Here is a 13,295-nt window from a genome sequence, read left to right as displayed (position 1 = left end):
GGTGGGCAAATTTTTGTCCACCCTATATTTCAATACGCTTGGGTTAACGCCAAAAACCTTAAACTGTGTAGGTTGGCGTTTAGTTTTACGTAAATCCTATGTTAATCAGGAAAAATTACGAAATAGCTGTAATATTCGCTGTCGGACTCTTTCTATAATTACTCCCTCTTCAGTAGATAGCCCATCAAATAACATCTCATATATCAATGGTACACCTAACTCTAGCTCTTCTAAAAGTGTACGTTGACTAAATACATCTTGTGGTTTACCTTCTAGCATCAGCTGCCCTTTATCCATGACAAAAACCCAATCTGCCCAACGATAAACTAAATCCAAATCATGGGTTGCCATCAACAAAGTGGTTCCATCTCGATGAATCCTTTTCAAAGTCGCTATCAAGTTACGAGTATGTTTTACATCTAAATATGCAGTTGGCTCATCCAACACCAAGAGTTCCGGGTGTAATACCATCACATCTGCTATAGAAACTCGCTTTTTTTGTCCTAAACTCAGATGATGTACTGGTCTTTCTGCTAAAGCAGTCAGTTCAAATTCCACTAATGCTTGCTCTACTCGGTCTTTAATTTCTGGCTCTGGCAAACCCAAATTACACAAACCGTAAGATATATCTTCTTCAACAGTAGAAGCTACTAATTGTTGTTCTGGATCTTGAAATACTAGTCCAACTTTCTGGCGTAAGTTACTAAGATCATTGCGATTATAACTTAACGGTTCACTACGCCAACGGACAATACCAGAATCAGGTTTATAGAGACCATTAGCTAATAAAAATAGCGTCGTTTTACCACAACCATTCTGCCCAATTAACGCACACCTTTTACCAGATGGAATCTTCAGTGTTAGACCATTCAAAGCTGATTCTTGTGTGCCTGGATAGGTGTAATATACCTGCTCAAATTCAAGTAAATATTCCTGCATTTCGCCAAAATTCTAATCCTATTAATCCTACACAGCCGCAAATTGCTTCGATGATATATCGCGCTTGGGGACGATAGCGGCGGGGATGCCAAACTCGAAATTCGCTCACAAAACCCCGTGATTGCAATCCCAGAGAAAACTGACTATATCGTTGTAAGGTTCGCTGTAATAATTGTCCGATTAGTAGTGCTAAACTTTTCATTCCACTACGCCAAGTACGGTAACCACCACGGGAATTTTGTGCCGTCCATAATTCCTCGGCTGTGTTCAATAGGATGAAAATAAACCGATACATTAGTAATAACAAATCGGTTAAAAGCACTGGAAATCGTAAGTAACGCAGAGTTTGCAATATCTCCGTGAAAGGGACGGTTAACATGAGAAAATATAAGCAAGAAACAGAGGCTAATGCTCTGGTTAAAATTCCTAATGCTTGGATACTGCCATGATGACTGATATAAATATAGAAGTGTCCGAGAGTTAATCCATACCACGAATCTAATTGTACGTTTGGCAAATCATTAATCGTAACTCCATTCACCATAAGTGCTGGCAAACTTGTCAAACAAAAAATTATGGTAAATGTTAACAATTTAAAATAAACACCAGCGGGAATTCTTGCATAGATAACTGTCCAAATACCCATCCAAAGTGCCATCAATATTTGCACTAGCGGATGGCTAGCCAGGGAAATAGCAAGAGTAGTAAATGCAAAAATTAGTTTATGCTCTGGTGGCAATCTTCGCAATCGATTGGTATAAGCTAAAGTGTCTAGTTGTAGGCTCATTCTTTAGGTTTTTGTTGTTGGGAACGTCCTTTATACAATCCAATTGCATAACCAACTACTCCCGCACCCAAAGCCGCTTGAGAAGCAAATAATAAGCTTTCTATTTCCCCACTAGCTGGTTCAAAAAATGATTTAAACCAGGGTTTATATTCGGGTTGTATTTCATTAATAGCCTCTTCTGCTTTGCCATCAGCACCGGAAAACTCCCCACCTCGCACAAATATTAACGGTGCAACTGCTAAAGCTATAACTCCTAATACCAACAGCCAGTTACTCAACCCTTTTTTAGATTGACTCATTGCCACTTCCTCGCTTGATTAATTTCAACAATTCTAATTCTTGAGGATTATAAGATTGCAGCCAGTTCCACACCAACACAGTTAGTAATCCTTCACTAATTGCTAAGGGAACTTGAGTAATGGCAAAAATTCCGGCGAACTTGGTAAATGAAGCGATAAACCCACCAACAGGTGCGGGGAAAGCTAGGGCGAGTTGGATGGAAGTGATAATGTAGGTGAGTAAATCTGCGATCGCAGCTGCTAAAAATATGGCGATTTGTTGTTTACCACCTAACTTTATTGTCAGATTATATATCCAGTAAGCTAGGAAAGGGCCAGCGATCGCCATCGAAAAAGCATTTGCCCCCAGCGTCGTCAAGCCGCCATGCGCCAGTAACAAAGCTTGAAACAACAATACTAAGCTACCCAAAACCGACATAGTAAGGGGGCCAAACAGCACCGCACCTAACCCTGTCCCTGTTGGGTGAGAACAGCTACCGGTGACAGAAGGGATTTTCAAAGCTGACAGTACAAAAGTAAAAGCACCAGCCAAGCCCAGGAGTAGTTTCAATTCCGGGTTAGCTTGAGTAATGCGAGTCAGACTACGCAATCCTAATAGAAAAAATGGTAATGCCACAATCCACCAAAAAATTGCCCACTGCACTGGCAAAAAACCTTCCATGATGTGCATGGCGTAGGCGGGTTTGGGCAAACCAATGACTAGATAAAAACTGATAACTCCCATCAGGGTTAGACTGACTAACGCCTGTTTTTTTCTTTTCATAATCTGTACCTCGCAGATTTATGTAAACGAATTGATTCTAACCGGCGGGCATCCTGACTCACCTAATTTTGGTTCACAGTTGCGGGACAGCGCCGGATTTACACCGGACTTTCCCCCTTGCGTCCGATGGCTGCTTCCCATCAGAACCGATTTGAGTAACTATATCACCATTACCAATTTTGAGCAGCGATTTTTTACCAGGTATTCACAAAGCGTAGTTTATAACTGGTCGGCTGTAATTTTAGGCACTTCTTGATCCCCCTAACCCCCTTAAAAAGAGCTACGGTGTACACACAAGTCTGATAACCTTATCCCGTATCGTTCTGATCCCCCCTAACCCCCCTTAAAAAGGGGGGAACTAGAATCAAAGTCCCCCTTTTTAAGGGGGATTTAGGGGGATCGACAAGTGCCTAAAATTACAGCCAACCACTTTTAAAACATCCTCTAAGAAACATCAACACTTGATTACGTTGATCTTAATAGCAGCATCTAATACCAATTTGAAAAAAGAATGTGATAAATAAACCATTTGTAGAGACGCGATTCATCGCGTCTTTACCCAAGGATGTGTTGCAATCATTAATTGAATTGGTATATAGCAATCCGATAGCGAAGCGGTAGCGAGTCATCGAGCGTCTTTGATTTCTGAATCACTCGTAGAGGTAAGGGACTGGGGATTGGGGAACTCGGGGCCCCCTCTGGGGATTAGGGGCAATGGGGACTGGGAAGAAGGAATAAAGGTGTACTGAGTTTTATTCAAAAATCAAATAGTAATCCTATAAGAAGTCATTTATAAAGTAAAAGTAAAGATAAAGTCGAATTTAATCAGCAAAATACCTAATTGCTTTCTCAAAATGCCTGATTGCTTAATCAAAAAGCTTAAATGCTTTTTCATTTCAGTGGATTCAGCAAGTAAAAAGGCATTTTGCTTAATCAAAAAGCTTAAATGCTTTCTCATTTCGGTAGATTCAGCAAGCAAAAAGGCATATTGCTTTCTCAAAATGCTTGATTGCTTTCTCATTTCAGTAATTCACGTATTCATTTTGGTATATTGTTGAGCCGATCGCCTTTGATTCATTCAGCAAGAATTTTGCAACGGCTTACTGCTGTCTCTACTTGCTCATGGATTGAATATCATTGAGCATCAAGGGTTTGAAGCAATGAACTAAACATTGAAAACTAAGGCAAAACAGCTTGACAATTTTAAGTAAGATATTTTACTCTTTATAGAGTGTGTTGAAGTTCATCTACACACCTCGCCCGATCCTTGAAAACCGCATAATTCCGTTGAGGTGTGTCGATTGCTCTTGTAGCAAGGGTTTCAGGCGACAAAATCACAACTTTTTTATCAATAAGCACCGTTTTATTGACAATGAAAAAAGGTGTGTCGATTAGGGGGTTCCAAACCCGCTCCTGGTAAGGTTTCCAAAAGGTAACTCTTTACATAACCACTTCCCCTAACGGGAATGTAAACTTTCCTACCGGTGTAGGATTTTTTTGCAAAGTCGCAAGCAACTTTACATAACCACTTCCCCTAACGGGGATGTAAACGATCCTAATGCCTTGAACAAATTAAAAATCCTCCAAAAACTTTACATAACCACTTCCCCTAACGGGGATGTAAACTTTGCAATTTGTCCCAGATATGCTTCTCTTTGTTTTCTTTACATAACCACTTCCCCTAACGGGGATGTAAACCAGTAGCACCAAAAACAACAACAGCCAAACCGCGACTTTACATAACCACTTCCCCTAACGGGGATGTAAACCTTGCGCCGCACTTATCACAGTTATAAGCCATAAACTTTACATAACCACTTCCCCTAACGGGGATGTAAACAAAACGGGGGACGAGTAAGAGTTTAAGAAAATGAACTTTACATAACCACTTCCCCTAACGGGGATGTAAACTTTAGGTAATCATTTGCATTACAAACAATTTTGCCTTTACATAACCACTTCCCCTAACGGGGATGTAAACCCTTCACGTTCGCGCATTCGCTTGTTGCCATTGACAACCTTTACATAACCACTTCCCCTAACGGGGATGTAAACATGAATGGATCTTGGCTAATGCTGAGGATAGCAGGCACTTTACATAACTCCTTCCCCTAACGGGGATAAAAACGAGATAGAAGCCCGACCCTATACCCCACAAAAAATAATCAATTAACTGAAAGCCTTATCTAATAACTGCTTTGGCTATTGAGTACATTATTAATACATATTAATAGACGCAGTATTTCGGATGAGATACTAATATATGAAGTATTTATTTAAAGTTAACTAAAGAGCCGAAATTCATTGATAAATTCTTAGTAATAATTCAGCACCCAAAAGTCAGAATTCAGATTTTAAAAGGAATACAGCATTATTAGTACATTTATGTATAAATTTTTTTCCTAATTCTTTGACTATTCTGAATTCTGTTAGCGATAGCGGGGCGTTTAGCCCATTCTGACTCCTGAATTCTGCTCTTACTATTAACACTGAGAGACGGGGACAAAAATCAAGTTATGAACAAAACCTTTGCAACCATCGATGGGAATGAAGCTGTCGCCCGTGTTGCTTACAAACTAAATGAAGTGATTGCCATTTATCCCATCACCCCCTCTTCAGCAATGGGTGAATGGGCAGATGCTTGGTCAGCCGAAAGTCGTCCTAACCTCTGGGGGACTATTCCCAGCGTCGTGCAGATGCAAAGTGAAGGAGGAGCTGCTGGTGCTGTGCATGGGGCATTGCAAACAGGTTCCCTGAGTACCACCTTCACGGCATCTCAGGGATTATTGTTGATGATACCCAACTTCTACAAAATTGCTGGTGAGTTGACTAGCGCCGTGGTTCACGTTGCAGCCCGTTCTTTGGCTACTCACGCTTTATCTATTTTTGGCGACCATAGCGACGTGATGGCAGCTCGTGCAACTGGTTTTGCCCTGCTGTGTTCCGCTTCGGTGCAGGAAAGTCAAGATTTTGCTCTCATCGCTCATGCTGCTACCCTAGAGACGCGAGTCTCCTTTATGCATTTCTTTGACGGCTTCCGCACCTCCCATGAAGTGCAAAAAGTTAAATTACTTTCAGATGATGATTTGCGATCGCTAATTCACGATAACCTAATACTTGCCCACCGCAGCCGCGCACTCACCCCAGACCGTCCCGTATTACGCGGTACTGCTCAAAACCCCGATGTCTACTTTCAAGGACGTGAAGGCGCAAACCCTTATTACAACGCCTGTCCAGAAATTGTCCAACGCATCATGGATGAATTTGGAGAACGCACGGGAAGGCATTATAAAATCTATGAATATTACGGCGCTAAAGATGCTGATCGCGTTATCGTTCTTATGGGTTCAGGTTGTGAAACCGTCCATGAAACAGTAGATTACCTGAACGCTCGTGGTGAAAAACTTGGTGTAGTCAAAGTGCGACTTTACCGCCCCTTTGATGTCCAAAGGTTTGTTGCAGTATTACCAACCAGTGTACAAGCGATCGCAGTTCTCGACCGCACCAAAGAAGCAGGTAGTGCCGGGGAGCCTTTGTATTTAGATGTTGTGGCTGCTATTCATGAAGTATGGGGGGATGAGAGCAGGGGAGCAGGGGAGCAGGGGCGCAGAGGAGCAGAGGAACAATTAGGATTAGATTCCCCTCTGCCCCTCCGCCCCTCTGCCCCTCTGCCTAAAGTTATTGGTGGGCGTTATGGTCTTTCTTCTAAGGAATTTACGCCGGCGATGGTAAAGGGGATTTTTGATAACCTTGCCGAAGCTAAACCGAAGAATCATTTTACGATTGGGATTAATGACGATGTTACTTATACTTCTCTAAACTTTGACCCTAACTTCTCTACAGAATCGGATAATGTTGTTCGGGCAATGTTCTATGGGTTGGGTGCAGATGGTACTGTTGGGGCTAACAAAAACTCTATCAAGATTATTGGTGAAGAAACCGACAATTACGCCCAAGGCTACTTTGTCTACGATTCCAAGAAATCTGGCTCGATGACTGTCTCTCACCTCCGTTTTGGGAAAGAGCCAATTCGCTCCACCTATCTAATTGACCAAGCCAACTTTATTGGTTGTCATCACTGGGGATTTCTAGAACGCATAGATATTTTGAAGGCTGCTATTCCTGGGGCAACTTTGCTGCTTAACAGTCCATACAATGCAGATACCGTCTGGGAATATTTACCGATAAAAGTGCAGCAGCAAATTATCGACAAGCATTTGAAGTTATACGTAATTAATGCTAGCCAGGTTGCCCGTGAAAGTGGCATGGGTGGCAGAATTAACACGATTATGCAGGTATGCTTCTTTGCCTTAGCGGGTGTCTTGCCTCAAGAAGAAGCGATCGCTAAAATCAAACAAGCGATTGATAAGACTTACGGTAAAAAAGGCTTAGAAGTTGTTCGCATGAACTTGCAAGCTGTAGACAACACCCTAGACAACTTGCATAAAGTAAATATCCCCCAAACAATCAACAATCTAAAATCCAAAATCCAAAATCCAAAATTGCTAGACTCCGCTCCCGAATTTGTGCAAGAAGTTCTGGGCAAAATCATGGTGTGGGAAGGTGATGATTTACCTGTTAGCACACTACCAGTTGATGGCACTTTCCCCGTAGGTACTGCCAAGTGGGAAAAACGTAACGTTGCTGAAGAGATACCAGTGTGGGAGCCGGATGTGTGCGTACAATGTGGTAAGTGCGTCATGGTTTGTCCCCATAGCGCCATCCGAGCAAAAGCTTATCAAGTAGATGAGTTAGTCAATGCGCCAGGAACCTTTAAATCAACTGGTGCAAAAGATAAAGACTTTGCCAATCAAAAATTTACCATTCAGGTAGCACCAGAAGATTGTACGGGATGTACAATTTGTGTAAATATTTGCCCTGCTAAAAATAAATCTGAGCCATCGCTGAAAGCAATTAACATGGCGCAGCAGTTGCCATTGCGGGAACAAGAGCGAAAAAACTGGGATTTCTTTTTGAGTTTACCTAATCCTGATAGGCGATCGCTAAAAGTCAACCAGATTCGCCAGCAACAACTGCAAGAACCATTATTTGAATTCTCTGGTGCTTGTGCAGGTTGTGGTGAAACACCTTATTTAAAATTATTAACACAACTGTTTGGCGATCGCGCTGTCATCGCCAATGCTACAGGTTGTTCCTCAATCTATGGCGGAAATCTCCCCACCACTCCTTGGACAACCAACGCCCAAGGACGCGGCCCAGCGTGGTCTAATAATTTATTTGAAGATAACGCCGAATTCGGTTTTGGCTTCCGCCTTTCCCTTGACAAACAAGCCGAGTTTGCAGCGGAATTGTTGCAAAAATTGGGGAGTGAAATAGATGAAAACCTTGTTTCTTCCATCCTCAAAGCTGAACAAAAATCTGAAGCTGATATTTGGGAACAGCGCGAAAGAATAGAACTGTTGCAGCAGAGGTTAGATGAAATCGTAACTCTCGATCCTAATCTAAAATCCAAAATCCAAAATCTAAAATCTCTTGCAGACTACTTGGTGAGAAAAAGCGTCTGGATTGTTGGCGGTGACGGTTGGGCTTATGATATTGACTTTGGCGGTATCGATCATGTAATTGCTAGTGGTCGAAATGTCAACATCTTGGTGATGGATACAGAAGTATATTCCAACACAGGCGGTCAATCTTCCAAAGCTACGCCAAAAGCCGCAGTTGCTAAATATGCCGCCAGTGGTAAGCCTGCACCGAAGAAAGACTTAGGGATGATTGCCATGACCTACGGAAATGTCTACGTAGCGAGTGTAGCCCTTGGCGCTAGAGATGAACATACTCTCAAAGCATTTTTGGAAGCAGAAGCTTATGACGGCCCATCACTGATTATTGCTTACAGCCATTGCATCGCCCACGGTATCAACATGACTACAGGGATGAATCATCAGAAAACTCTGGTAGAATCAGGTCGTTGGTTGCTGTATCGGCATAATCCAGAGTTGCTTAACCAGGGTAAAAATCCTTTGCAATTGGATATGCGATCGCCTACGCAATCTGTAGAACATTCCATGTATCAAGAAAATCGCTTCAAAATGCTCACTAAGAGCAAACCCGACGTTGCCAAGAACTTGTTAGAACAAGCGCAAGCTGAGGTTGATGCACGTTGGCAGATGTATCAATATCTGGCAAAGCGCGACACTCTTTAAACATCTACCCTGCTTTTGGTAACAAAAATCGCGATTTTTGTTAGGGAACTCCAACAAATAAATTATCTAATATTATGAACTGGGCAGGAAAGCCCGCCCAGTTCATAAGGACGGGTGAGACGCCCATCCTAGAATAAATATTGCGATATTTTATTCTAAAGTCTTTTTAACTTCATCTTTGATATTCTCGGCGGTATGACGGACTTGGGCTTCAGCTTGTTTAGCTTTACCTTCAGCTTTATCTTTAGGATCGCCAGTTACTTCGCCAATAACCTCTTGTACTTTACCTTCGATGTTTTTAGCAACAGCTTTTGCTTTATCTTCGATACTCATATTCTTTGTTCCTAAAGTATTTTAAGTGTTGATTTGTTATTGCTTGCTCGAAAAGCGCTGCAATGTTTATAGATTACTTCTATACAACTTTTAATTCTTCTATCTGACGATGTTTTTATGAAGAATATTTGTGTTCTTTGTACATAGTTATTTAACAGTTAAATTCATCTTGGAGAGTTCAAGTAACATCCAAAAGAGGGAAAGGTATCATTCTATTGTTCTATCTTTAGACAAAAATATTTATAACTTCAGGTAGACAGCGATGATGTTGAAGAAGCCAGAAGGTAGGAATAATAGGCTGTAGGGGCAATTCATTCTTTTTGAGTATTGTTTGCTTAAGTCCTGAGAACTACTGAAGCAGGGGGAAGTTATTCTCCTGCGGCTCGACTGAGCGATCGCTCCGCTTCCTCCTTTTGTTTGCTTTTGTCACAAATATTGCGCGGAAAGAAACATAATTTTTCAAGTTTTAACTGAAGAGTAATTTAGCTGGTGCAAGAAAGCACAGAAAGGTCTAATCAATGGCTTTGAAGTACCTACAGGGTGCTGAGGCTTCCAATCATCAAAAATTTGGTGATCGATAGCGCAGCGTTATCAAGTCGCAAGCGTTTGGCTCTGCCATGCTGCACTAGTAGAACTTGTGACTAATTTCTGACTAAAGACAGCAGTAACAAGTATCCACGTTTATCTCTAGCTTCTTACTTATTAATATTTATGAAGGTATTTATGCGATCGCATTCTACTACTCAACCAACTCCCAACTCCCAATATGTAGACTCTAGGATGCAAACTGATGCATCTGTTAACATTTTCATCGGATGTTCAATCTTGATTCCAATGATTGTGTTTGCAGGGTTTAATATTTATAAGAAACAGCGTGCTACTGTTCTTTGCCAACAAGTTGCCTCTTTAGAGAAACTGTGGCATTTGAATATTAAGAAAAAAAGAGCTTGAAGAAAAAGAATATAGACAATGAAGTACTTATTTATAGTTTGGGTACTGATACTCTCTTTAGTCGCTCCTAGTGCGGCAATTGCTGAAGTAAAACAGCCCTACACCTTAATATCTGGACTTGGCACAATCCACCATCCAGTTTCTACTGCTAATCCCCAAGCACAAGAGTTTTTCGATCAGGGATTAAATTTAATTTACGCTTTCAACCATGACGAGGCAATGCGTTCTTTTCAACACGCGGCCAAACTCGATCCGCATTTAGCGATCGCATATTGGGGTATTGCTTTAGCTCTGGGTCCTAATATTAACTCAGCAATAGACCCAAATCGAGAATTAGCTGCTTACCAAGCAGTACAGCAAGCCTTGGCACTTTCCACTCAAGCATCTACCCAAGAACAAGACTACATTACCGCCTTAGCAAAACGTTACTCCCAATCTCCTGATGCAGACTTGTATCAACTAGCGGTAGACTACGCAAAAGCAATGGCAACCCTAGTCAAGCGCTATCCTGATGATTTGGATGCGGCGACGCTTTACGCTGAAAGCTTAATGGATCTGCATCCTTGGCAGCACTGGACTAAAGACGGCAAGCCACAGCCAGATACAGAAGAAATTGTAGCTGTTTTAGAATCAGTTCTCCAACGAAACCCAAATCATACGGGAGCTAATCATTACTATATCCATGCCGTAGAAGCCTCGCCTTCCCCAGAACGGGCCCTTATGAGTGCCAAACGACTAGGAACTTTAGCGCCAGCGGCGGGACACTTGGTACACATGCCTTCCCATATTTATTTTCGTGTCGGAGATTATGAAGGGGCAATGCAGGTTAACCAACAGGCGATCGCTCAAGATGATATTTACATCAACAAATATCAAGTCCAGGGCACTTACCCCATGATGTACTACAACCACAACGTACATTTTCTCATGGTAGCCAGCAGCATGGCAGGAAAGTATGAAGATGCTCTTAAATCCGCAGAGAAATTAGTCACCAACGTTACTGCTATTGGCCCACATATACCAATGCTTGAGGGATTCCTGGGCAGCAAAATGCTGATTCAGTCACGCTTTCATGACTGGGATGCCATCTTAAAAACTCCCGCTCCCGATGCTAAACTACCTACTACAACAGCACTTTGGCATTTTGCTCGTGGTATGGCAACGGCAGCCACAGGCAAACTTGAAGATGCAGCAAATGAAAGCAGTGCATTACTGGCCGCCAAACAAGTAATTCCCGCCGAAGCAACTATTGGATTTAGCCCTGCCAGTCGCATTTTAGACATTGCCTCAAAAGTTTTAGACGCCAAAATTGCCAGAGAAAAGCATGATTATGAATCTGCCATTCAATTACTAGAACAAGCAATAGTAGCAGAAGATGCTCTCGATTACGTGGAACCACCAGATTGGTACTTCCCCACGCGAGAGTCTTTGGGCGCTGTGCTTTTGGCTAAGGGTGACTATAGAGAGGCTGAGAAAGTCTTTCGTGCCGATCTCAAAAAGTATCCCCATAACGGGCGTTCTCTATTTGGCTTGCAGGCAAGTTTGCAGGCACTCGGCAAAGATCAGGCTGCTAAACTTGTCAAAACTGAATTGGAAACCGCTTGGAAAGGTGATGAAAAGCAACTTGTCCTAGCAACTGGGGTTACTTAGTCTCGGATTTCTCACCACACCTCTCAAAGCCTGCGCTTGTGCAGGGGAGCAAGGGAGCAGGGGAGCAGGGGAGAAATTGCAGTAAGTTTTCCCCTCTGCCCCTCTGCTCCATCAAACGCCTGAAGCTTGTGAGAAATGCGGGTTAGTGAACTACCCCACCCTGCCTCCTTCAAATTTGTTGCCTGACTTTGGCTTTCATATTAAAATTTTGGAGTAATGCTTCATGGTTAATGCAGTCAAACGTTCAATTCGGATATTCTGAAGATGCGCCCCCGTATGTCTGATTTTTATATCACCCTACAAATTTATCTTCTTCTATTTCCAACCCTTTTTTGCGGTGGGCAGTATTTAGAGTAGGTGGGGGCGGGCGATCGCTTAGGTGCGATCGCATCACTGGTTAACTATCTGTTAACTATCTAGTGGATGCAGAGAATTGGCTCCTATGTCATCCTATGATTAGGAGAGTTAATTCAGTGATGTCTTTGGTTTTAGTATTGAAAGGCTTTTTCCTTTTAGTATTTACAGACTTCTCAGAGAAATTAAAATCTCTACACAGTGATGATTTTGGAGAGAATCGATGTCAATTTATGTAGGTAACCTCTCTTATGACGTTACACAAGAAGATTTAAGTGGTATTTTTGCAGAATATGGTACTGTAAAACGAGTTCAAGTACCTACTGACCGTGAAACAGGTCGTCCGCGAGGCTTTGCTTTTGTGGAAATGGGAACTGAAGCTGAAGAAACAGCTGCTATTGAAGCTCTCGACGGTGCTGAATGGATGGGTCGTGACCTGAAAGTGAATAAGGCTAAACCCAAAGAAGACAGAGGTGATAGAGGTTCCTTTGGTGGAAACCGAGGAGGATACGGTGGTGGCGGCGGTGGACGCAACCGCTACTAGACCTTGGAAACAAAAAAATTTGCCTAAAGTCTTAAGGTCAGACAAGGAGTCTGTCTTTTTTTTGTAATCTTACCAAAGCAGTGCTGAGTGTCCAAGAACGATTACTCGTCCTTATTTCAATTCTCTAGATTTATCTATGGGATCACTCAGCACTCACCACCCCTAAATGCCTGCCTAGCCATTGATAGAGTCAACTTAGTAGGAGATGTAATGACCCAAGTAATTGTCGGTGACAATGAACACATTGAATCAGCCTTACGACGATTTAAGCGAGAAGTTTCCAAGGCTGGAATTTTTCCAGACATGAGAAAGCATCGTCATTTTGAAACACCCTTAGAAAAACGCAAACGTAAAGAAGTTGCCAAGCACAGACAGAGTAAGAGAAGTTTTCGTAACTAAGAACTGATATACAGCAGAATTCAGGAGTCAGAATTCAGGAGGAAAACAAGCTTTATACCTTGCTTTGAGATGAATCCTTGTGTACTTCACCTTCCTTGAAATCCGCTGTAAA

The 13,295-nt window shown here is 42.2% G+C and carries 9 protein-coding genes, 1 CRISPR repeat array and 1 riboswitch; of the genes, 4 read left to right on the top strand and 5 right to left on the bottom strand.

Features of this window, described 5'->3' with window-relative positions; genetic code table 11:
* Window positions 1–105 precede the first annotated feature (105 nt).
* From ABF638_RS08540 to ABF638_RS08525, 4 genes are read right to left on the bottom strand one after another with little or no spacing between them, the layout of a single operon-like run.
* A complete protein-coding gene (locus tag ABF638_RS08540) occupies window positions 106–939 on the bottom strand; it encodes an energy-coupling factor ABC transporter ATP-binding protein (protein WP_435021942.1) in 834 nt (277 codons plus the stop codon).
* The gene (cbiQ, locus tag ABF638_RS08535; RefSeq protein ID WP_435021940.1) at window positions 920–1,726 is read right to left on the bottom strand and encodes a cobalt ECF transporter T component CbiQ; all 807 of its coding nucleotides are present in this window, start codon (window positions 1,724–1,726) and stop codon (window positions 920–922) included. The genes ABF638_RS08540 and cbiQ overlap by 20 nt, the downstream gene beginning before the upstream one ends.
* Window positions 1,723–2,025, bottom strand: coding sequence for an energy-coupling factor ABC transporter substrate-binding protein (locus tag ABF638_RS08530; protein WP_181930268.1), 303 nt, complete (start codon window positions 2,023–2,025; stop codon window positions 1,723–1,725). Before ABF638_RS08530 ends, cbiQ begins: the two co-directional genes overlap by 4 nt.
* The gene (locus ABF638_RS08525; RefSeq protein WP_181930267.1) at window positions 2,012–2,788 is read right to left on the bottom strand and encodes an energy-coupling factor ABC transporter permease; all 777 of its coding nucleotides are present in this window, start codon (window positions 2,786–2,788) and stop codon (window positions 2,012–2,014) included. Before ABF638_RS08525 ends, ABF638_RS08530 begins: the two co-directional genes overlap by 14 nt.
* Before the next feature lie 26 nt (window positions 2,789–2,814).
* A riboswitch (cobalamin riboswitch) is annotated at window positions 2,815–2,954 on the bottom strand.
* 1,272 nt (window positions 2,955–4,226) lie between these two features.
* Window positions 4,227–4,916: a CRISPR direct-repeat array (repeat unit 36 nt; unit sequence CTTTACATAACCACTTCCCCTAACGGGGATGTAAAC).
* 388 nt (window positions 4,917–5,304) lie between these two features.
* Here ABF638_RS08525 and nifJ point away from each other — a divergent pair.
* Window positions 5,305–8,952, top strand: a complete 3,648-nt coding sequence (nifJ, locus tag ABF638_RS08520; RefSeq protein WP_435021937.1) for a pyruvate:ferredoxin (flavodoxin) oxidoreductase — start codon at window positions 5,305–5,307, stop codon at window positions 8,950–8,952.
* A 150-nt stretch (window positions 8,953–9,102) separates the two neighbouring features.
* Here the strand turns inward: nifJ and ABF638_RS08515 are convergent, their stop codons facing one another.
* On the bottom strand, window positions 9,103–9,285 hold the full coding sequence (locus ABF638_RS08515) for a CsbD family protein (protein WP_435021935.1): 183 nt from the start codon (window positions 9,283–9,285) through the stop codon (window positions 9,103–9,105).
* 969 nt (window positions 9,286–10,254) lie between these two features.
* On the opposite strand from ABF638_RS08515, the gene ABF638_RS08510 reads away from it, so the two are divergent.
* From ABF638_RS08510 to rpsU, 3 genes are all read left to right on the top strand, one after another.
* Window positions 10,255–11,886, top strand: coding sequence for a tetratricopeptide repeat protein (locus ABF638_RS08510; RefSeq protein ID WP_435021933.1), 1,632 nt, complete (start codon window positions 10,255–10,257; stop codon window positions 11,884–11,886).
* A gap of 577 nt (window positions 11,887–12,463) precedes the next feature.
* Entirely contained in the window at window positions 12,464–12,784 is a 321-nt protein-coding gene (locus ABF638_RS08505; RefSeq protein ID WP_069068229.1) for an RNA recognition motif domain-containing protein, read from the top strand.
* A gap of 210 nt (window positions 12,785–12,994) precedes the next feature.
* Window positions 12,995–13,183: a 30S ribosomal protein S21 gene (rpsU, locus tag ABF638_RS08500; protein ID WP_012407716.1), complete on the top strand. Its 189-nt coding sequence runs from the start codon at window positions 12,995–12,997 to the stop codon at window positions 13,181–13,183.
* Window positions 13,184–13,295: the final 112 nt, after the last annotated feature.

The organism is Nostoc sp. CALU 1950, assembly GCF_051172895.1.
Classification (GTDB): domain Bacteria; phylum Cyanobacteriota; class Cyanobacteriia; order Cyanobacteriales; family Nostocaceae; genus Nostoc; species Nostoc edaphicum_A.
This window is presented reverse-complemented; position numbering and strand designations above follow the sequence as displayed.